Below are 20,466 nucleotides of genomic sequence, written 5' to 3' on the forward strand. Positions count from 1 at the left end.
GCGACCGGGAAGCCCATGGACATCCTGCGGTTCGCGACGGCGGGCTCGGTGGACGACGGCAAGTCCACGCTCATCGGGCGGCTGCTGTTCGACTCCAAGTCGATCTTCGAGGACCAGCTGGAGGCGGTCGAGCGGACCTCCGCCGACCGCGGCGAGGACTACACCAACCTCGCGCTGCTCACCGACGGCCTGCGGGCCGAGCGCGAGCAGGGCATCACCATCGACGTGGCGTACCGGTACTTCGCGACGCCGCGCCGCAAGTTCATCATCGCCGACACCCCGGGGCACATCCAGTACACCCGGAACATGGTGACCGGCGCGTCCACCGCCGACCTGGCGATCATCCTGGTGGACGCGCGCAAGGGCATCCTGGAGCAGTCCCGGCGGCACGCGTTCCTGGCGACGCTGCTGAAGGTGCCGCACCTGGTCGTCGCGGTGAACAAGATGGACCTGGTCGACTACGACCGGGCCGTCTACGAGCGGATCGTGGACGAGTTCACCGCGTTCGCCGCCAAGCTCGACATCACCGACCTGACCTTCGTCCCGATCTCGGCGCTGCACGGCGACAACGTGGTGGAGCGCTCCGGGAACACCCCCTGGTACGAGGGCAGCTCGCTGCTGCACCACCTGGAGCACGTCCACATCGCGTCCGACCGGAACCTCATCGACGTGCGGTTCCCGGTGCAGTACGTGATCCGGCCGCACAAGAGCACCGACCCCGCCCTGCACGACTACCGGGGGTACGCGGGGCAGGTCGCGGGCGGCGTGCTGAAGCCGGGCGACGAGGTCGTGCACCTGCCGTCCGGGCTGACCACGACGATCACCCACATCGACGGCCCGAACGGCCCGGTGGACGAGGCGTACGCGCCGATGTCGGTGACGCTGCGGCTCGCCGACGACATCGACATCAGCCGCGGCGACATGATCGCCCGTCCGAACAACCGTCCCGAGGTCGCGCAGGACCTGGAGGCGATGGTCTGCTGGATGACCCCGGACCGGCAGCTCACCCCGCGCACCAAGCTGACCATCAAGCACACCACCCGCACCGCGCGCGCGATGGTCAAGGACCTGAACTACCGGCTGGACGTCAACACCCTGCACCGCGACGAGGAGGCGACCGGTCTCGGGCTGAACGAGATCGGCCGGATCGGGCTGCGCGTCACCCAGCCGCTGTTCGTGGACGACTACTCCCGCAACCGGCTGACCGGCGGTTTCGTCCTGATCGACGAGGCCACCAACAACACCGTCGCGGCAGGGATGATCATCTCGGCCCGGTAGGGAGAGGGGCGCGTCCTCACTGTGCGATGGCTGGTTGTGGCCAGGGGTGAGCGGGGCATCGGGCGTCCGGGTGGCCGGTAATGTCGAAGGAGTTTCCTTCGGGGTCTCTGGAGCCACTTTGAACCGTCTCGTTCCCCCCTGGCCCGGCGGGGGTGTCAGGTGAAGGCGCTCGTGCTGGCGGGCGGGTCGGGGTCGCGGCTGCGGCCGATCACGCACACCTCGGCCAAGCAGCTGGTGCCCGTGGCCAACAAACCGGTGCTGTTCTACGGGCTGGAGGCGATCCGGGACGCGGGGATCCGCGAGGTCGGCATCGTCGTCGGCGACACGGCCGCCGAGATCGAGGGCGCCGTCGGCGACGGCTCGCGGTTCGGCCTCGAGGTCACCTACCTGCCCCAGGACGCGCCGCGCGGGCTCGCCCACGCCGTCCTGATCGCGCGCGAGTACCTCGGTGACGACGACTTCGTGATGTACCTCGGCGACAACTTCGTCGTCGGCGGCATCGACGGGATCGTCCAGCGGTTCCGGGACGAGCGTCCGGACGCGCAGATCATGCTCACCCAGGTGTCCGACCCGCGCGCCTTCGGCGTCGCCGAGCTGGACGCGGGCGGACGCGTCGTCGGCCTCGAGGAGAAGCCGCGCGAGCCCAAGAGCGACCTGGCGCTCGTCGGCGTCTACATCTTCGGGCCCCGGGTGCACGACGCGGTCGCGCGGCTCAAGCCGTCCTGGCGGGACGAGCTGGAGATCACCGACGCGATCCAGGGGCTGATCGACGCGGGTCACCGGGTCGAGTCCACGGTGATCTCGGGATACTGGAAGGACACCGGGAACGTCACCGACATGCTCGAGGTGAACCGGCTGGTCCTGGAGGCCGTCGAGCCGTCGGTCGCGGGCGCCGTGGACGACTCGTCCGAGCTGATCGGGCGGGTCGTGGTCGAGGCGGGCGCGACGGTGACCGGGTCGCGGATCGTCGGGCCGGTGATCGTCGGCGCGGGCTCGGTCGTGCGCGACTCCTACCTCGGGCCGTTCACCTCGATCGACCGCGACTGCCGGGTGATCGGCAGTGAGATCGAGTACTCCATCGTCCTGCGCGGCGCGTCCATCGACGGTGTGGGCCGGATCGAGTGCTCGCTGATCGGCCGCGAGGCCGAGGTGACGCCCGCGCCGCATGTGCCCCGTGCCCACCGTCTCGTCCTAGGCGACCACAGCAAGGTGCAGATCAGACCATGAGAATTCTGGTGACCGGCGGGGCCGGGTTCATCGGGTCCCAGTACGTGCGCGACCTCGTGTCGGGCGTCTATCCGGCCTTCGCGGGAGCGGAGGTGACCGTCCTTGACCGGCTGACGTACGCGGGCAACCTCGCGAACCTGGATCCGGTGGAGGGCGGGTACGAGTTCGTCCTCGGGGACGTGTGCGACAGCGAGCTGCTCGCCGACCTCGTGCCCGGCCACGACGTGGTGGTCAACTTCGCGGCCGAGTCGCACGTGGACCGCTCGATCGCGAGCGCCGGGGAGTTCGTCCGGACGAACGTGCTGGGCGTGCAGGCGCTCATGCAGGCGTGCCTGGACGCGGGCGTGCCCCGGGTCGTCCAGGTGTCGACGGACGAGGTGTACGGCAGCGTCGAGGTGGGCTCGTGGGACGAGTCCGCGCCGCTCGCTCCCCGGTCGCCGTACTCGGCGGCCAAGGCGGGCGGCGACATGATCGCGCGGGCGTACGCCGTCACGCACGGCCTGCCGGTGTCGATCACGCGCTGCGGGAACAACTACGGGCCGTACCAGTTCCCGGAGAAGGTCATCCCGCTGTTCGTGACGAACCTGATGGACGGACTGTCCGTGCCGCTGTACGGGGACGGCGGGAACGTCCGCGACTGGATCCACGCCGCCGACCACTGCCGGGGCATCCAGGTCGTGGCCGAGCGCGGCGAGCCCGGCGAGGTCTACCACATCGCGGGGACGGCCGAACTGACGAACCTCCAGCTCACCCAGCACCTGCTGGACGCGCTCGGCGTCGGCTGGGACCGGGTCGAGCGCGTCCCGGACCGCAAGGGCCACGACCGCCGGTACTCGCTGGACGACACCCGGCTCCGCGCCCTCGGCTACGCGCCGGAGATCACGTTCGAGGACGGGCTCGCCGAGACCGTCCGGTGGTACGCCGAGCGTCGCGACTGGTGGGAGCCGCTGAGGAAGCGGATCGGGGACGGCTCGTGAAGTGGCTGGTCACCGGCGCCCGGGGGATGCTGGGCGCCGACCTCATGGCGCGGCTGGCGGACGCGGACGCCGTCGGGCTCGACCGCGCGTCCCTCGACATCGCCGACGGCGTGGCCGTGAAGGACGCCGTCGCGGCGCACCGTCCGGACGTGGTGGTCAACTGCGCCGCCTGGACGGACGTGGACGGCGCGGAGAAGGACTCAAGGGTCTTCGACGCGAACCACTTCGCCGTCATCCACCTCGCCGGCGCGTGCCGGGCCACGGGCGCGCGCCTGGTGCAGATCTCGTCCGACTACGTCTTCCCGGGGCACGGCCCCTACGACGAGGACGACGAGACCGGGCCGATCAGCGAGTACGGCTTCTCGAAGCTGTGGGGAGAGGAGGCCGCGCGCGACCACGAGCTCACCTACGTCGTCCGGACGGCCTGGCTGTACGGCGCGCACGGCGGGAACTTCGTCGCGACGATGGCGCGGCTCGCCGCCGAGCGCGACACCGTGGACGTCGTCGACGACCAGTTCGGCCAGCCCACCTGGACGGGCGACCTCGCCGACCGGATCGTCCGGATGGTCACGTCCGGCGCGCCCTACGGGACCTACCACGGGACGAACGCGGGCGAGACCAGCTGGTACGGGCTCGCCCGGGAGGTGTTCACGCTGCTCGGGCACGATCCGGAGCGGGTCCGGCCGACGACGACCGACCGGTTCCCGCGTCCGGCGCGGCGTCCGGCCAACTCCGTCCTGCGGCACGGCGGGTGGGCCCGCGCGGGTCTCCCGCCGATGCGCGACTGGCGTGACGCGCTGCGCGACGCCTGGCCGCGCCTGGACCTCAAGGGCTAACCCCTCTCCGCCGCGACGATCATGAAGTTCGGCAGGTGCATCTCGAACGCGGGAGGGCGCGAGAACGCGAGACGGGGCGGGGACGCGGGGCGGCGGCGATCAGGGGAACGCGGCGCCGAGCTTGTCGTAGTAGGCGAGGCAGTCCTGGTAGTCGGGGAGGAGCCCCGCGGCCAGGGCCTCGGCGAGGGACGGCGCGGCGGCGTCCTTGTCCGACAGGACGATGTCGAGGCCGTCCGGCCAGGCGATGCCGAGCTCGGGGTCCATCGGGTGGACGCCGTGCTCGCGCGGCGGGTTGTAGGACTCCGAGCACAGGTAGATCGCGGTCGTGTCGTCCTCGAGGGCGAGGAAGGCGTGCCCGAGGCCCTCGGCGAGGTACATGCAGCGCCGGTTCTCCTCGTCCAGCCGGACGGCCTCGGACCGGCCGAAGGTGGGGGAGCCGACGCGGAGGTCGACCACGACGTCCAGCAGGGCGCCGCGCACGCACCAGATGTACTTCGCCTGGCCCGGCGGGACGTCCGCGAAATGCACGCCGCGCAGGACGCCGCGTGCCGAGACCGAGCAGTTCGCCTGCTCCAGCTTCAGGTCGTGACCGAGTCGATCGCGCAGGGCGTCCGCCCGGAACCACTCGTGAAACGAGCCCCGGCCGTCTCCGTGCACGCGGGGCGAAATGACGAACGCCCCTTTGATGCCAAGTGGTTCCACATGCGCAAGAATGCCACACGGTCGGTCGAGGAGAGGCAGGTCACATCGTGCGATCCAGCACCTCCGCCGGAGCGCGGACGGGCACGTCCGCCGCGCTGCGCTCGGGGGCCCTCGCGGTCCCCGTGGCGGTGTCGGTCGCGGGACTGGTCGCGGCGGCCGAGGCCCCGGCGGCGACCGCCGCTCCGGATCCCGTCCCGACCTCCTCGCCGCAGGCGTCGGTGGCCTTCCGCACCTCCGACCCGCGCCTCTCCGACCCCGGCGCGCTGGCCAGGGGCATCGCCCACCCCGACGTCTGGTGGACGCTCGACGCCCGCCGGAACCGCCTGTTCGCCGTCGGCGACGACGGGAGGACGAAGGCGTCGTACACCGTCCCGGGCGCGCGCGGGTGGGACACGCTCGCGATCGTCAAGGGCGACGGTGGCGCGGGCACGCTCTACCTCGCCGACCTGACCGCGTCGGGCGCCAGGCACGACACCCTCACGCTGTACAGGGTGCCGGAACCGGCCAAGCTGGTGGACGCCGCGCTCGCCGCCCGCAAGTACCAGGTCGCCTATCCGGACGGCGCGCACCAGGCGGGGACGATCATCGGCGACCCGGCCGAGCAACGGCTCTACGTCGTGACCCGGGCGGCGGGCGCCGCGTCGGTGTACGCCCTGCCCGCCGCGCTCGGCTCGCGCGTCGTGAACCGGCTGACCGGGGTGCGGCGGCTGCCGTTCGGGGTGCGTGGCGGCGCGTTCGCCCCGGACGGACGCGTCATGCTGCGCGGCACCGGCGACGTCCGCGTCCTCGCCGGGATCCGCGACAAGGTCACCCAGGTGCTGAGGACGAGCGCGAGGGGCGACGCGATCGCCGTCGCGCCGGACGGACGACGCGTCCTCATCGCCGAGGCGGGCGCGCGCCCGCGCGTCGTCGCCCTGCCCCTGACGGACGGCCCCCAGCCGAAGGCGGGGAAGTCCACCCCACCCGCCGGACGCGCCGTGTCCGATCCCGTGGGGGAGTACCACTCCGCGAAGGAGACCGTGCCGGGCGGCATGCTCGGGACCGGGTCGCTCGCCGGGCTCGCCCTGCTAGGGGTGCTGGGTGGGGGACTCTATCTGCGGGGCCGCCGTCGGCGCGTCCGCGACTGACACGATGATGCGCGTCCCGCCGGTGTCGGTCGTCCTGGCCGTGCCCGTCGTCCTGGCCGTGCCGGGCGTCTCAGGCGTCTCGGCCGTCCGGTAACGGCCACGGCGGAGCGCCTCGGTCCACGCGACCAGGAGCAGCAGCCAGATGCCCGACACGTTCGCGGGCATCGCGAGGCCCTCGGTGGTGATGCCGTCCACCAGGAAGAACGCCAGGATGCCGAGCAGCGTGCCCGCGTCGCCGCGCAGGTCCCTGCGCCGGACGAGGGTGAGCAGCACCGTCCCGAGCGTCAGCAGCAGCGCCACGAACAGCGCCGTGCCGACCGTCCCGTTGTCGACGAGCGCGTTGATGAACGCGTTGTGCCCGCCGCCGAGCCCGATGTCCTGGAGGAACAGCCCGCGGGACGCGCCCAGCCCGTGCCCGAAGATCGGCTTCTCGCTGTAGGCGCGCATGGCGAGCGTCCACAGGTCGGTGCGCGAGTTCAGCGACGCGAGCTTGTCGGCCGTCTCGCCGCGCGCCACGAAGCCCATGATCTTGTCGGAGAAGGCCAGCACGCCGACCGCGCCGACCGCCCCGCCGAGCACGACCAGGTCGATCCGCCCGCGCGGGCCGCGCGAGGTCGCCATCAGGACGACCAGCCCGGCCGCAGCGCCCGCCGCCGCGCCGCGCGTCCCGGTCGCGACGAGCGCGCCCATCAGCACCAGCAGGACGCCCGCGTACACGAGCGGCGGCCAGCCGCGCGCCCGCTCCCCGTACACGCGGCTGCGGATCAGCAGCCCGAACACCAGCAGCACCGCGATGCCGAGGTACACGCCCGCGATCACCGGGTGGACGTAGAGCCAGTTGAACCGGGTGAGGGTCTGCGGCGTCCGGGGGAACGGGTGCGCGACGCCGATCGCGATGGACGCCAGCACCACGATCACGAACGCGTGCGCGAGCCGGTGCAGGTCGGCGACCGTCGCCCGCGTCGCCAGCACCTGGACGAGCGCCATCGTCACCATCAGCTGGACGCCGCGGACCGCCCCGAGCGACATGAACGGCGACCACAGCGCCGACATCGCCACGTACCCGGTGAACGCCCACGCCGCGAACAGCAGGCCGGTCGTCCGGCGCACCGGCGGGCGCAAGCCGAACCGGAGGTACAGGTACAGGGCCGCGAGGCCGTAGACGGCGATCTCCAGGAAGACCGTCAGGTCCGGGCTGCCGCCGACCGTCTCGTCCACCGGACGGCTGCGCAGCTTGTAGTCGCTGGCCAGCATCAACGCCATCGGCAGGAGCACGGCCCAGCGGCGGCCCAGTTCGAGGACCACGGCGGGGCGGGGCACGGCGGGACGGGGGAAAAGGGAAGGCATCGCCATCACAGGATAGGCGGGGGCGCGGGCGCAACTACGCTGTCAGCGTGAAACGCGACCTCCTCCCCGAACCGGTCATCGGCGCCGGACGCACCCTGATCCGCCGCTACGGAATGACGACCGCCGCGCTCCGGCCCGGTCCCGACTTCCTGCTGATCGGGGCGAAACGGGGCGGATCGACGTCGCTGTACTACGGGCTGCTCGAGCATCCGCGGATCATGCCGCTGTTCCCGAGCGCGCGGATCCTGCCGAAGCGCAACGACACCAAGGGCGTCCACTACTTCGACTCGCACTACGACGAGGGCGACGCCTGGTACCGCTCGCACTTCCCGGCGATCGCCGCTCGGCGCGCCGCGTCCAAGCGGGCGGGCGGGCCCGTCGTGGTCGGGGAGGGCTCGCCCTACTACCTGTTCCACCCGCTCGCCGCCGAACGCGCCGGACGCGACGTCCCGGACACGCGGATCCTGCTCATCCTGCGCGACCCGGTCGAGCGCGCTTTCTCGCACTACCGCGAGCGCCGCCGCCAGCACGCCGAGGAGCTGGAGACCTTCGAGGACGCCCTCGCCGCCGAGAGCGACCGCCTCGCGGGCGAGGAGGAGAAGATCCGCACCGTCCCCGGCTACCGCAGCTACGCCCACGAGCAGCAGTCGTACCGGGCGCAGAGCGAGTACGCCCCGCACCTGCGCCGCTGGCTCCTGCACTTCCCGCCCGAACGCGTCCACGTCCTGGTCGCCGAGGAGTTCTACGCCGACCAGCAGCGCGCCATCGACGGCGTCGCGACCTTCCTCGGCCTCCCCCCGGCCGTCCTGCCGAAGGCCGCGTCCAAGGTCTGGAACCCGGCCCCCAGCGCCGACCTGAAGGACACCACCCGCAGGTCGCTCGCGGAGCACTTCGCCCCCTTCAACGCCGACCTCGAGAAGCTCCTGGAACGCGACCTCCCCTGGACCAAGCCCTAGGTCGTGCATCGTTCGCGCCGCACGGCGTGCTGAGGCCCGCTCCCATGCAAGGACGGGGGCGGGGTGGGTCAGGTGCGCCAGGCGCCCTGGTGGGTGGTGCCGGTGGGTTTCTTGAGGAGGGTGGCGATGTCGGCGGGGAGGGGGAGCGGGGTCTTGCTCCGCTCCTGGCCGGTGGCGTCGCGGAAGGCGGCCTTGTCCTCGAAGCTCTTCGGGTCGCCCTTGCCGGTGGGCCAGACGACCAGGGCGCGCGGGTGGTCGGCGTCGCGGCGGGAGTAGGCGTTGCCGTTGACGGTGAGGCCCATCTGGGACGCGTCGCGCCGGCGGGTGGTGTCCTCGACGCACAGCAGGCAGGACGAGTCGTCGCGGCCGAGCGCGATGAGGTTGTTCGCGATGGTGATCTGGCCGATGCGCCAGGTCATCGCGCGGTCGGGCGGACGCCGCGGGTCGCTGCCGGTGGCGTGCGCCGGGGCGGTCGGGTCGTCGGCGCGGTGGTCCTGGATGAGGTGCAGGTCGCGGCCGTTGCGGGTCAGGGTGTTGTTCCAGACCCGGACGAACGAGGTGTCGTTGATCTTCAGGCCGTCCTCGCCGTTGTCGCCCACGACGTTGTCGGCGACCACGGCCTGCGCGCAGAGCTCCAGCACCAGGCCGTGGTCGGTGTTGCGGACGACGCGGAGCCCGGTGACCGTGATCCCCTGGACGGACTCGTCGAACCACAGGCCCTTGCCGCGGTTGTCGGCGACGACCCCGCCGACGACGGCGACCTTCCGGGTCCGGGTGATCTTGATGCCGCCGGAGACCGGCGCGGGACGGAAGTGCTCGGTGTTGTTGCCGCGCGACAGGACGTTCTCGATCCGCAGGTCGTCGGCGTAGTTGGCGTGCATGCCGAGCATCCCCGAGCGCAGCGCGGTGATCCCGCGCAGCCGGGCGTGCGGCGCGTCCACCGACAGGCCGGTGGACGCCGAGTCGGTGACCGTCAGGTTCTCGACCGTGACGTTCGCGGCGAGCACCTTGACCGTGCCGAGCTGCGGGATGGACGTGGCGTACCGGCGGACGCCGACGCCGCGCAGCACCGAGCCCGCGCCGCCGAGCGTGACGGCCTCCTCGAGCGTGCTCGCCCGCACCTCGTGCCCGGACGGGTCGGACCCGAGCAGTAGCCGCCGTCCGCGCAGGTCCGCGAAGAACGTGCCGGGCCCGACCCTGGCCGCGGACGCGACCTGCCGTTGTGCGACGCCGTCCACCCAGACCTGCTCGGGGTGTGAGGCCATCGGGAAGGCGGGGTCGAGGAACTTGAATGCCTCGTCGGTGCCGTCCCCGGCGCCCTTGGTGTAGCTGGGGCTGGCGTCGAAGCGGTACGTCCAGCCGCTCGCCGCCCACACCAATCCGGACCGTTTCCACGCGGTGACGCGGGAGCTGCCGTCCAGCCACACGGCCTCGCCTGGATGCGCCTGGATGGTCAGCCGTCGCCCTTGGGGGACGGTCACGGACTCGTGGTAGACGCCGCGCCGCAGCACGATCGTGCCGCCTTCGGGCGCGCGCGTGATCGCGGCGGCGAGGGTGCGCAGTGGCGCGGACGGCGATCCGGAGGCGGCGTCGCTCCCGTTGGGCGCGACGATCACCGCGCCGTGCGGGATCCTGTAGGAGGTGCGTCCGACGGGGAGCGAGCCCGCGCCCGCCTCGGCCTGCGGCGCGGGGCTGGTCCTCACCGCGCGGGGCCTGCTCTCCGGGTCGTCCTGGAAGGCCTGCTGCCAGCCGATGACGCCGCCCGCGACGACCGGGACGGTGATCGCGAGGCCCATCCACACCCGGGCGGTACGGCTGATGCGCATGGGCTAGGGGTGGATCGCGCCAGTGAAAAGGGCCGTCTTGTGCTTGCCGTCGAACGAGACGCCGAGCATAACCGACTTGTACCCCTGGCTGGGCAGGTCGAACGCGTACGAGGCGGACTTGCTCGCGCCGGGCTTGACCGTCCCGTAGAAGTCGTTCAGGTTCGCGTAGGACGTCGGGCTCGCGGTCTGCTTTCCCGCGCCGTACTTCGCGACGACCTTCACGCCGTTCAGGTCGAGCGCCTGCCCGGATCCGTTGGTGAACTTCAGCGTGAAGATGGTGAGGGTCCGCCCGGTGACCTCGCCCGGCCCCTGCTTTCGGTTCTTCACATACCGGACGCCGCTGACCGCGACCGTGACCTTGTCGCTGTAGGTGACCGGCTTCGTCAGCCCGCCCGACATCGTCACCGCCTTCGCGCCCGGCGCGGCGTTGGCCTGCTCCTCGGGCTGCTCGGAGGGCGCGGGGGGAGGCGGTCCGGGCTTGGCGTCCTTCTTCTTCTCCGACGAGCAGCCGGTCAGCGCCAGCGCCACGGTCAGCACCGCGACCGGGGCGACTCGGAGCGAACGCGGAACGGCCATGGGGAGAACTCCTCGAGGGTCGGGGGCGCGCCCGGCCGACGTGCCAGGCTTGGGGGAGGTCGTACGAGTCTAGGCGGACGGACGGGACCCCTGGTCACGATTCAGGCGCATTGCCCGCACCCCCGGGGGCCGACCGACCGGTAATCGTTAACCTAACGCTTACTTCTGGGGGCTGTTGTCACGCCCCGCTCCCTTCTTGTGGAGGATCCCCGCTTGTGAATGTTCGTCTGAATCGACGACTCACCTCCGGCTCGTCGGGACACCACGCCCGGCGCCGCGTCCCCGGCGTCCCCCGCCCGTCCCGGCGGAGCGCGGCGCTCGCCGGAGGCGTCGCGCTGGCCACCGCCGTCGCGGGCGCGATCGTCCTCGTGGACCCGCAGCACTCCGCCACCGTGTCGAGCACGGCCGCCGACTCGGCCGCCACCCCGCCCACGGTCAGCGCGGACCCGCTCCCCACCTGGCAGGTGAACGGCGTCGTCTGGAGCATGGCGACCGTCGGCGACACGGTGTACGCGGCCGGGAAGTTCACCAAGGCCCGTCCGCCGGGCGCGGCCCCCGGGACGCAGGAGGTCGACCGGCAGAACCTCCTCGCGTTCAGCCTGAGCACCGGCGAGCTCGTGAAGTCCTTCGACCACAAGCTGGACGGCCAGGGCCTGCGCGTCGTGGCCTCGCCGGACGGCAAGCGCGTGTACGTCGGCGGCGAGTTCACCGCCGTGGACGGCAGGGCGCACACCCGCCTCGCCGCGTTCGACACCGCGTCCGGCGCCCTCGTGGACGCCTTCAAGCCGGACGTGTCCAACAAGGTCCGCGGCATCGCCGCGACCGACTCGACCGTCTACTTCGGCGGCAACTTCTTCAACGTGAACGGCCAGGGCCGGACGCGCCTCGCGGCGGTCAGGGCGTCTGACGGGTCGAACCTGCCGTGGGCGCCGAAGGCGGACGACGACGAGGTGTTCGCGCTGGCCATCGCACCGAAGGGCGGCGTCCTGGTCGGCGGGCGGTTCCAGACGATCAACGGCGAGCCGCACGTCGGCGTCGGCCAGGTCGACCCGTCCAGCGGCGCGACGCTGCCGTTCGAGGCGCGGCCCATCCCGTCCAGGCAGGGCACGAACTTCTCCTACGTCACCGACCTGCAGGTCCAGGGCGACACGGTGTTCGGCGCCGCGGACGGCGAGGGCCACCACTGGTACGACGGCCGGTTCGCGGCGAAGGCCGACGACGGCAAGCTCGTCTGGCTCGACAACTGCTACGGCGCGACGTACTCGATGCTGCCGCGCGGCAAGACGGTCTACAGCGTCTCGCACGCGCACGACTGCTCCTCGACGGGCGACTTCCGCGAGACGAGCCCCGTCACCTGGCACCGGACGCTCGCCGAGACCGCCGACCCCACCGGCGTCGACCACTCCGTGCCGGGCAGCAACAGCAACTACAACCGGCAGCCCGTCCCGAGCCTGATGCACTGGTTCCCGACGCTGCTGGCGGGCACGTTCACCGGCCAGGGCCAGGCCGCCTGGGCGATCACCGGGAGCGATGACTACATCGCGCTCGGCGGCGAGTTCCCGAGCGTCAACGGCAACCCCCAGCAGGGCCTCGTCCGGTTCGCGAGCCGCGCGAAGGCCCCCAACAAGACCGGCCCGCGTCCGGACGGCTTCGCCAGCCCGGCCGCGCCGACCGCGACGTCGCTGCCCGGCGGCCGTGTCCGCGTCAACTGGCAGACCACCTGGGACATGGACGACCCGGCCCTCACCTACGAGGTGTACCGGGACGGCAACGCCACCACGCCGGTCGGGTCGGTCACCCGGACGTCGACGTTCTGGAAGCGTCCGACCATCGCGTTCGTCGACAAGACGGCCGCGCCCGGCGTCGACCACACCTACTCCGTCAAGGTGAAGGACCCCTCGGGCAACTCCACGCGCAGCGCGGTGTCCAACGCGGCGCGGCCGGGTGACGGCAAGGTCGGCTGGTACACCGACATCGTCGCCGCGGACGGCGCGGCGGGCCACTGGCGCCTGGGCGAGGCGTCCGGCAAGGTCATGGACTACGCGGGCGGGGGCGACCTGACCGCGGGCTCCGGCGTCAGCCGCGACGCGCAGGGCGCGATCGCCGAGGACGACGACCACGCCGGGACCTTCGACGGCTCGTCCGCCGGGACGGCCGGGGGAGCGCCCACGCCCGCCCCGGACGACCTGACCCTCGAGGCTTGGGTCAGGACCACGTCCACGTCCGGCGGGAAGATCGTCGGGTTCGGCGACAAGGCGTCGGGACTCAGCTCGACCTATGACCGTCAGCTGTACATGACCGGCGACGGTTCCGTGATGTTCGGCGTCTATGACGGTCAGACCAAGACGGTGCGCAGCAAGTCCGGTCTGAACGACGGCAAGTGGCACCACGTCGCGGCGACGCTCGGCTCGTCCGCGGGCATGAAGCTGTTCGTGGACGGCGAGCAGGAGTCCGCCGACGCCGACACCACGTTCGGGCAGAACTACGACGGCTACTGGCGGATCGGCGGCGACAACCTCGCCAGCTGGCCGCAGGCGGGCAGTTCGTACTTCAAGGGCGACATCGACGAGGTGGCCTACTACCCGTCCGCGCTGACCAGCGCCGTCCTGCACCGGCACTTCGCGGTCGGCACCGGCCTGGAGAAGCCGAACGTGCCGCCGGTCGCGGCGTTCGACCCGTCCTGCGCGCAGCTGTCCTGCACGTTCGACGCGGCGAAGTCCACCGACGCGGACGGTTCGATCAAGTCCTACACCTGGGACTTCGGCGACAAGACGACCGGTACCGGCGTGAAGCCCGTGCACCTGTACCAGGCCGCCGGGAGCTACACGGTCAAGCTGAAGGTCACCGACGACAAGGACGTCGCGACCGAGTTCACCGGGACCGTCGCGGTCAAGCCGCAGAACCTGGTCACCGACGGGTTCGCCCGGACGGTCGCGTCCGGTTGGGGCTCCACCACGCCGGGCGGCGCGTGGACGGTCTACGGCGGCACGTTCTCGACCAGCGGCGGAGTCGGCTGGATCAAGATGACCAAGACCGGCGCGCTCGGCGGCGCCGGGCTGAAGGCGGTGTCGTCGGCCAGCAACGACCTGACCTTCCAGGTCTCGTCCGACCGCGACCCGTCCGGCGCGGGCGTCGCCGCCTACGGGACGCCCCGGACGATCGCCGCCACGGGCGAGTACCGGGCCCGCGTCCGGATGGCGGCGGGCAAGGTCTACCTGCGGCTGAGCCGGACGAACGCGGCCGGCGCGGAGACCGCGATCGGCAGCGAGAAGGCCGTCGCGGGCATCGCGTTCAAGGCGTGGACGCGGTTGCGCGTCCGCGTCCAGGCGGTCGGGACGGCCCCGACGACGCTGCGCGCCAAGGTCTGGGTCGCCGGGCAGTCCGAGCCGGCCGCCTGGACGCTCTCCATGACCGACACCACGGCCGCGCTGCAACGCGCGGGCGGCGTCGGCGTGCGGGCCTACACCGCGAAGAACACGGCCGTTCCGGTGCGTCTCTCGCTGGATGACCTGCGGGCGGACCGCCTGGCCCCCTGATCCGGGCATCCGGGGTCGCGCGTCGCCGCGGCCCCGGATGAGTCGTCCGGCTCCGAGTCCTTCGGCTCCGGCGAGCCATTTCGGGGGTGTCCGGCGGTCCGCCGGGCGCCCTCCGCGTCCGAGGGCGGGCCCTCATACAGGGGACTCGCCCTCTTTGCTGTCTATTCTCCGGGATGCACTGAGGCGAATGCGGACAAGTACTACGATCACCCCCTGACCGTGGTGGCCGAGCGGCCACCGAGTCTCCGGGGCACAAGGGAAGCGATTCGTGAGGGCTCACACGCGACCAGAAACGTCCACCCGCCGGATCAGGCGCTCCGGCGTCGCGCTCGCCGGAGGGGCCGCGCTGCTCGGCGCGGCGTTCGTCCCCGTCGGAGCCGCGACCGCCGACACCGCGCCGCCGTCCGGGACGCCCGCGACGGTGACCGCCGACCCGCTGCCCACCTGGCAGGTGAACGGCGTCGTCTGGAGCATGGTGACGGTCGGCGACACGGTCTACGCGACCGGCAACTTCACCAAGGCGCGCCCGCCGGGCACCAAGCCGGGCAACGCCAAGGAGGTCGCCCGGCAGAACCTCCTCGCGTTCAGCCTGAGCACGGGCAACCTCGTCACGACGTTCAACCACAAGCTGAACGGCCAGGGCCTGCGGATCGTGGCCTCGCCGGACGGCAAGCGCGTCTACGTCGGCGGCGAGTTCACGACCGTCGACGGCAAGGCGCACACTCGCCTGGCCGCGTTCGACACCAAGACCGGCAAGCTCGTCGACACGTTCAAGCCGGTCGTGTCCAACAAGGTCCGCGGCATCGCCGCGACCGACTCGACCGTCTACTTCGGCGGCAACTTCTTCAACGTGAACGGCAAGGCCCGCACCCGGCTCGCGGCGGTGAAGGCGTCCAACGGCGCCAACGTCGACACCTGGCGCCCGACCGCCGACGACGACGAAGTGTTCGCGCTCGCGCTCGCCCCCGGCGGCAAGACCGTCCTGATCGGCGGACGGTTCCAGAACCTGGACGGTCAGCCCAAGGTGGGCGTCGGCGCCGTCTACACCTCCAACGGCTCCCTGGCCCCGTGGAGCAGCCGCCCGATCCCGTCGCGGGAGGGCCTGAACTTCTCCTACGTGACCGACCTGCAGGTGCAGGGCGACACGGTGTTCGGCGCGGCGGACGGCGAGGGCCACCACTGGTACGACGGCCGCTTCGCCGCCAAGGCCAACGGCGGCGACCTGGTCTGGCTGGACAACTGCTACGGCGCGACCTACTCGATCCTGCCGCTCGGCAAGACCGTGTACAGCGTCTCGCACGCGCACGACTGCTCGTCCCTCGGAGCGTTCGAGGAGACGATCCCGGCCTCCTGGCACCGGACGCTCGCCGAGACGACCGCCCCGACCGGCCGCGACAAGAGCGAGCCGGGCAGCAACAGCAACTACAGCAAGCAGCCGATCCCGAGCCTGCTGCACTGGTTCCCGACGCTGGCGTCCGGCACGTTCACCAAGCAGTTCCAGGCCGCGTGGGCGATCACCGGCAACGCGAACATCATCGCCCTGGGCGGCGAGTTCCCGTCGGTGAACGGCAAGGCGCAGCAGGGCCTCGTCCGGTTCGGCGTCCGCACCAAGGCCCCGAACAAGACCGGCCCGCGCACCATGGCCGCCCCGCGCGCGTCCGTCTCGTCCGGCAAGGTCGCGCTGCGCTGGACGGCCACCTGGGACATGGACAACGCGAGCCTGACCTACGAGGTGCTGCGTGACGGCGGCACCAAGGCGATCGGCACGGTGACCAAGGCGTCCACCTTCTGGACGACGCCGTCGCTGAGCTTCACCGACACGGCCGCCCCCAAGGGCAGGCACACCTACAAGATCCGCGTGAAGGACGCCCTGGGCAACACCTACACCACCCCGGCCTCCAACACCGTCACCCGCTGAACCACGAAGAAGCCGCCGCCCCTACCAAGGGGCGGCGGCTTCTCCACGTCGACCGCCCCCCGCTAGGGCGGCGGCTTCTCCAGTCGGCCGCCCCTCGGTACGGCGGCGGCTTCTTCGCGTCGGCCGCCCCTCGGTACGGCGGCGGTTTCCTCGCGTCGGCCGCCCCTCGGTACGGCGGCGGCTTCTTCGCGTCGGCCGCCCCTCGGTACGGCGGCGGTTTCCTCGCGTCGGCCGCCCCTCGGTACGGCGGCGGTTTCCTCGCGTCGGCCGCCACGACGCGCGTCGCCCGCCACCACGCGCGTCGGTCCGCCTCAGGCTGCCGCCGCATGCTGCGGCGCTGGGACGAGCGCGGTGCGGGGGACGTGGGTGCGGTGCGTCGGGTCAGGTCAGGCGTTCGTCGGCCGGAGGGCGCGGAGGATGTCGAGGAGACGCTGGTTGAGGGCCGCGTCGTGGTCTCCGCCCGCGCGGCGCGCGACGCGCTCCGTCCAGAAGGCGGCGGCCTCGGACACGTCGGGCGGCAGCGTCCCCAGCGGAGCCCCGAGCGCGGCGCTCGTGGTCGCGCGGTGGTAGACGAGGTCGGCGTGCGGGGGAGCCCACGCCGCGTCCTCCCAGTCGATCAGCCACGGCAGCCCGCGACCGCACACCCGCAGGTTCCACGCGGTGAGATCCCCGTGCATGGGACGCCAGCCTTCCGGAGCGTCCCCGCGCGGCAGGACGGAACCGAGAGCCTCCTGGACGGCCTCGACGACCCCCGCGAGATCGGGCTTCCGGACGGGACGCGCCGGACGCGGCGGCATGGCCTCGATGACCATCCAGTGGCTGCCCGCCGCTTCGCCCCGTCCCAGCACCAGCGGGACGCGGAAGGCGGGAGAGCAGCCGTTCGCGAACGCGCGCAGTGCACGCTCTTCCCGGTCGAGTTCGCCCGCGTCCTCGCGAACTTTCAGGAAACCGACAGGATGACCTGCGCGCAGTAGTACCGCCGCTACGCCGGTACGCGATGCCTGCGGACGCTCGTAGACCGCTAGGCCGTCGAAGCCGCCGACACCGTCCGCGACGTCCTGCCACAGCGACGCGTCACCTGGCGCCTCCCACGACGTGCGCGCCCCGGGCAGCATGCGCGGCCCAACGACGGCCACCGCCCCGTACAAGGCCCACTGCGCCGCGACCGCGACCGGCTTCGACTTCGTCAACAACGAAACCCCCGCCATCGCCGCCCGCCGCGACGAAACAGGAACCAACACATTCCCACCCCCCGGCACCCGCACGAACGCCCCCCGCGTGCCTCGGGCCTGCCCGGACGCGCCCCGCGCGCCGGAGGCCGGCGCGGGGATGGCCTGCGCGCTCGGGGGTTGCGTGGACGCGCCCTGCGCGCTCGAGGCCTGTGCGGGAGTGCCCTGCGCGCTTGGGGGCTGCGTGGACGCGCCCCGCGCGCCGGAGGCTTGTGCGGGGTTGGCCTGCGCGCTTGAGGCTTGTGCGGGGGTGGCCTGCGTGCTCGGGGGGTGCGTGGTTGTGGCCTGTGGGCCTGGGGTTTGTGCGGGGGTGGCCTGCGGGGGTGTGGGCTGTGGGTCTTCTGGTCGCTGGGCGGGAGGCTTGGGGGCTGGGGTTCGGTTGGTGGTCATGGCTTGGGGCGGACGGTGCGGCGGGTCAGGCGGCGTTCGGCGAGGTCCTCGCAGAGGCGCTCGTAGTCGCGGGCGATGTCGTCCCAGACGTAGCGCTCGGCGGCGCGCTTGCGGGCCTCCTCGCCGCGGTCGGCGGCGTGGCCCGGGTCGGCCTCGGCGGCCTCGAGCTCGCGTGCGAGGGCCGCGGGATCGCCGAAGAACCGTCCCGCGTCCTCGCCGAGGACCTCGCGGTTGAAGTTCACGTCGTAGGCGAGGACGGACGCGCCCGCGCCCATCGCGCGCAGGAGGGACGGGTTCGTCCCGCCCACCGAATGCCCGTGGACGTAGGTGAGCGCGCCCGCGTAGAGGGAGTCGAGGAGGTCCTGGTCCCAGACGCCGCCGAGGAAGGTGATGCGCGGGTCGTCGCCCGCGAGCTCGCGCACGCGCGCGGTGTACTCGTCCGCGTACGGGGCCGATCCGACCACGACCAGCGGCTTGCGCGCCGCGCTGCGCCGGTACCCCTCGACCGCGAGGTGGACGTGGTTCTCCGGCTCGAACCGGGCCACGACCAGGTGGAACCCTCCCGGCTCGTACCCCGCCTCGGCGAGCTTGCCGGTGTCGGCGCCGTCCAGGATCGTGGCGCCGTAGGGGATGAAGACCGACTCCGCGCCGAACTTCTCCCGGTAGTAGTCGCGGATGCCGATCGCGTCCGCGATCAGCGCGTCCGACCAGCGGACGGCCAGCCGCTCGACGGCCAGGTAGTAGCGCCGCCCCGAGCCGCTCCACTTGGTGCGCTTCCACTCCAGGCCGTCCACGTGCGTGGCGACCGGGACGCGCATCGCGCGCAGGACGGGCAGCAGCGGCGCGTTCGCGGCGTTGAACACCAGCGCCGCGTCCGGGCCGCGCCCGGCGACGCGGCGGCCCGCGGCGTGCGTGACCGACAGGGCGGTGTGGCTGAGCGTCTCGGCGACCTTCTTCTTCACGGCCGGGAGGTGGACGAGCCGCATCCCCAGATAGGTGCGGTCCGGATGCCGTTCGCCCCGGCAGTAGACGGTGACCTCGTGTCCGGCGTCGGCGAGCCTGCGTCCGATCTCCTCGACGGCGGTCTCGAACCCGCCGTAGCGTGCCGGAACACCTCGGGTGCCGATCATGGCGATGCGCACGGGGAGCCTCCGATGCGTCGATAGCGGTCCCTGAGGCTGCCCGGACCGGCGGGGAGGACCGGACGGGCCTCGCGCATCCAGGGGGTAATGCGGAGTTAATCTGAAGGTTGCGGGAGTCTGTTGTATCAAAGCCTGCCAGACGCGGCGGAAGGGGAAGCGTGGGCCAGCGAGGAACCAGACCCGTCGTGGTGCTGGCGCATCCGTCACCGGATCTCTACGGGTCCGACCGGATGCTCGTCGAATCCGTCCGCGGCCTGGTCCGCGACAAGGACGTCCTTGTGACGCTACCGGCGGACGGCCCCCTGGCGCAGGCGCTCCGTGACGCCGGCGCCCGCGTCGAGGTGACTCCCGTACCCGTCCTGCGCAAGGCGTACATGACCCCGGTGGGCATGCTGCGGCTCGCGTTCGACTCGGCCCGCACGCTGCCCGCCGCGTGGCGGCTGCTGCGCCGCGAACGCGCGACCGCCCTCTACGTCAACACCGTGACGATCCCGTTGTGGCTGGTCGCGGCGCGGCTGGCGCGCGTTCCCGCGCTCTGCCACGTGCACGAGGCCGAGGACGGCGTGCCCGGCCCGGTGCGCGCCGCCCTCGCCGCGCCGCTGCGCCTGGCCCGCTCGGTGATCGTCAACAGCCGCGCCAGCGCCGCCGCCCTCGGCTCCGCCGGCCGCCGCGCCCAGATCATCTACAACGGCGTGGACGAGCCGTCCGGGCCGGTCGCCGAACCCCGCGCCGAACTGTCCGGCGAGGCCCGTATCGTCCTGGTCGGACGGCTGTCACCCCGCAAGGGGACAGATGTGGCGGTCCGGGCCGTCCGGCTCCTGCACGACCGCGGCGTCCCCGTCCACCTGACCCTCGTGGGGGACGTCTTCCCAGGTTACGAGTGGTTCGAGGACGAGCTGCGCACCCTCGCGGGGGGCAGCCCGGCGATCGAGTTCGCGGGCTTCCGCCCCTTGGTGTGGGCCTCCTTCGCCGAAGCGGACGTCGCGATCGTGCCCTCGAGGGTCGAGCCGTTCGGTAACGTCGCCGTGGAGGCGATGCTGGCCGGCCGGCCCGTCGTGGTCTCCGCCACCCAGGGCCTCACCGAGATCGTCGTCGACGGCGAGACCGGCGTCCGGGTCGCCCCCGACGATCCCGAGGCCCTGGCGGACGCCATCACCCGCCTGCTGGACGACTGGAACTCCGCCCTGACCATGGCCAAGCGAGCCCGCGCGGACGCCGCCGCCCGCTTCGGCACCGCCCGCTACCACCGCGAACTCCGCGAGGCCGTCACCGCCCTCACCGCCCCCACACCGTGATCCGGAGCCCGAGCCGATTCCGTCCCCGCGAGTTTCCCCCGCGCCCCCCGTCCCCGCGACCCCCGTCCCCGCGAACTTCGTCCCCACGTCCCCCGTCCCCGCGA

At 72.4% G+C, this 20,466-nt stretch carries 15 protein-coding genes; 9 read left to right on the plus strand and 6 right to left on the minus strand.

The annotated features are described in order from the left end of the window. Positions 1-15: 15 nt before the first annotated feature. From P696_RS0124360 to rfbD, 4 genes are all read left to right on the plus strand, one after another. Positions 16-1,278, plus strand: coding sequence for a sulfate adenylyltransferase subunit 1 (locus P696_RS0124360; protein ID WP_026414383.1), 1,263 nt, complete (start codon positions 16-18; stop codon positions 1,276-1,278). A gap of 159 nt (positions 1,279-1,437) precedes the next feature. After that, positions 1,438-2,505, plus strand: a complete 1,068-nt coding sequence (locus tag P696_RS0124365) for a glucose-1-phosphate thymidylyltransferase (RefSeq protein ID WP_026414384.1) — start codon at positions 1,438-1,440, stop codon at positions 2,503-2,505. Then, positions 2,502-3,482 (plus strand): dTDP-glucose 4,6-dehydratase, encoded by a 981-nt coding sequence (gene rfbB, locus P696_RS0124370; protein WP_026414385.1) that lies wholly within the window; start codon positions 2,502-2,504, stop codon positions 3,480-3,482. Before P696_RS0124365 ends, rfbB begins: the two co-directional genes overlap by 4 nt. Continuing rightward, complete coding sequence (gene rfbD / locus P696_RS0124375; protein ID WP_026414386.1) at positions 3,479-4,318, plus strand: dTDP-4-dehydrorhamnose reductase; 840 nt, start codon at positions 3,479-3,481, stop codon at positions 4,316-4,318. The genes rfbB and rfbD overlap by 4 nt, the downstream gene beginning before the upstream one ends. Before the next feature lie 99 nt (positions 4,319-4,417). Here rfbD and P696_RS0124380 read toward each other — a convergent pair whose 3' ends face one another. Then, complete coding sequence (locus P696_RS0124380; RefSeq protein WP_026414387.1) at positions 4,418-5,020, minus strand: dTDP-4-dehydrorhamnose 3,5-epimerase family protein; 603 nt, start codon at positions 5,018-5,020, stop codon at positions 4,418-4,420. Positions 5,021-5,067: 47 nt separating this feature from the next. On the opposite strand from P696_RS0124380, the gene P696_RS0124385 reads away from it, so the two are divergent. Beyond that, complete coding sequence (locus tag P696_RS0124385; protein ID WP_026414388.1) at positions 5,068-6,147, plus strand: YncE family protein; 1,080 nt, start codon at positions 5,068-5,070, stop codon at positions 6,145-6,147. Here the strand turns inward: P696_RS0124385 and P696_RS47740 are convergent. Further along, positions 6,088-7,494, minus strand: coding sequence for an O-antigen ligase family protein (locus P696_RS47740; RefSeq protein ID WP_170026568.1), 1,407 nt, complete (start codon positions 7,492-7,494; stop codon positions 6,088-6,090). The genes P696_RS0124385 and P696_RS47740 overlap by 60 nt on opposite strands. Before the next feature lie 47 nt (positions 7,495-7,541). Between P696_RS47740 and P696_RS0124395 the strand changes: the two genes are divergently transcribed. Then, positions 7,542-8,450 (plus strand): sulfotransferase, encoded by a 909-nt coding sequence (locus P696_RS0124395; protein ID WP_026414389.1) that lies wholly within the window; start codon positions 7,542-7,544, stop codon positions 8,448-8,450. Between the two features lie 68 nt (positions 8,451-8,518). Here P696_RS0124395 and P696_RS47745 read toward each other — a convergent pair whose 3' ends face one another. Further along, on the minus strand, positions 8,519-10,276 hold the full coding sequence (locus P696_RS47745) for a right-handed parallel beta-helix repeat-containing protein (RefSeq protein ID WP_051468095.1): 1,758 nt from the start codon (positions 10,274-10,276) through the stop codon (positions 8,519-8,521). 3 nt (positions 10,277-10,279) lie between these two features. Beyond that, a complete protein-coding gene (locus tag P696_RS0124405; RefSeq protein WP_026414390.1) occupies positions 10,280-10,852 on the minus strand; it encodes a hypothetical protein in 573 nt (190 codons plus the stop codon). A gap of 215 nt (positions 10,853-11,067) precedes the next feature. Between P696_RS0124405 and P696_RS58330 the strand changes: the two genes are divergently transcribed. Both P696_RS58330 and P696_RS47755 read left to right on the plus strand, forming a co-directional pair. Then, positions 11,068-14,388: a LamG-like jellyroll fold domain-containing protein gene (locus P696_RS58330; RefSeq protein ID WP_051468096.1), complete on the plus strand. Its 3,321-nt coding sequence runs from the start codon at positions 11,068-11,070 to the stop codon at positions 14,386-14,388. 268 nt (positions 14,389-14,656) lie between these two features. Beyond that, positions 14,657-16,306: a PQQ-binding-like beta-propeller repeat protein gene (locus P696_RS47755; protein WP_051468097.1), complete on the plus strand. Its 1,650-nt coding sequence runs from the start codon at positions 14,657-14,659 to the stop codon at positions 16,304-16,306. A gap of 386 nt (positions 16,307-16,692) precedes the next feature. On the opposite strand, the gene P696_RS0124420 is transcribed toward P696_RS47755, so the two are convergent. Then, entirely contained in the window at positions 16,693-17,496 is an 804-nt protein-coding gene (locus P696_RS0124420) for a phosphotransferase (protein WP_026414391.1), read from the minus strand. Between the two features lie 425 nt (positions 17,497-17,921). After that, complete coding sequence (locus P696_RS47760) at positions 17,922-19,067, minus strand: DUF1972 domain-containing protein (protein ID WP_034486602.1); 1,146 nt, start codon at positions 19,065-19,067, stop codon at positions 17,922-17,924. Between the two features lie 158 nt (positions 19,068-19,225). Here P696_RS47760 and P696_RS0124430 point away from each other — a divergent pair, with 158 nt between their 5' ends. After that, a complete protein-coding gene (locus tag P696_RS0124430; protein ID WP_026414392.1) occupies positions 19,226-20,362 on the plus strand; it encodes a glycosyltransferase family 4 protein in 1,137 nt (378 codons plus the stop codon). The last annotated feature ends 104 nt before the right edge of the window (positions 20,363-20,466 follow it).

The sequence above is a fragment of the Actinomadura oligospora ATCC 43269 genome, from assembly GCF_000518265.1.
GTDB classification, from domain to species: Bacteria; Actinomycetota; Actinomycetes; order Streptosporangiales; family Streptosporangiaceae; genus Spirillospora; species Spirillospora oligospora.

What these genes read in the sequence shown, in the direction of transcription:
- P696_RS0124360 (WP_026414383.1), top strand. Translation starts at nt 16, where the DNA reads ATGGACATCCTGCGGTTCGCGACGGCGGGCTCGGTGGACGACGGCAAG.
- rfbB (WP_026414385.1), top strand. Translation starts at nt 2,502, where the DNA reads ATGAGAATTCTGGTGACCGGCGGGGCCGGGTTCATCGGGTCCCAGTAC.
- P696_RS47740 (WP_170026568.1), bottom strand. Translation starts at nt 7,494, where the DNA reads ATGCCTTCCCTTTTCCCCCGTCCCGCCGTGCCCCGCCCCGCCGTGGTC.
- P696_RS47745 (WP_051468095.1), bottom strand. Translation starts at nt 10,276, where the DNA reads ATGCGCATCAGCCGTACCGCCCGGGTGTGGATGGGCCTCGCGATCACC.
- P696_RS0124405 (WP_026414390.1), bottom strand. Translation starts at nt 10,852, where the DNA reads ATGGCCGTTCCGCGTTCGCTCCGAGTCGCCCCGGTCGCGGTGCTGACC.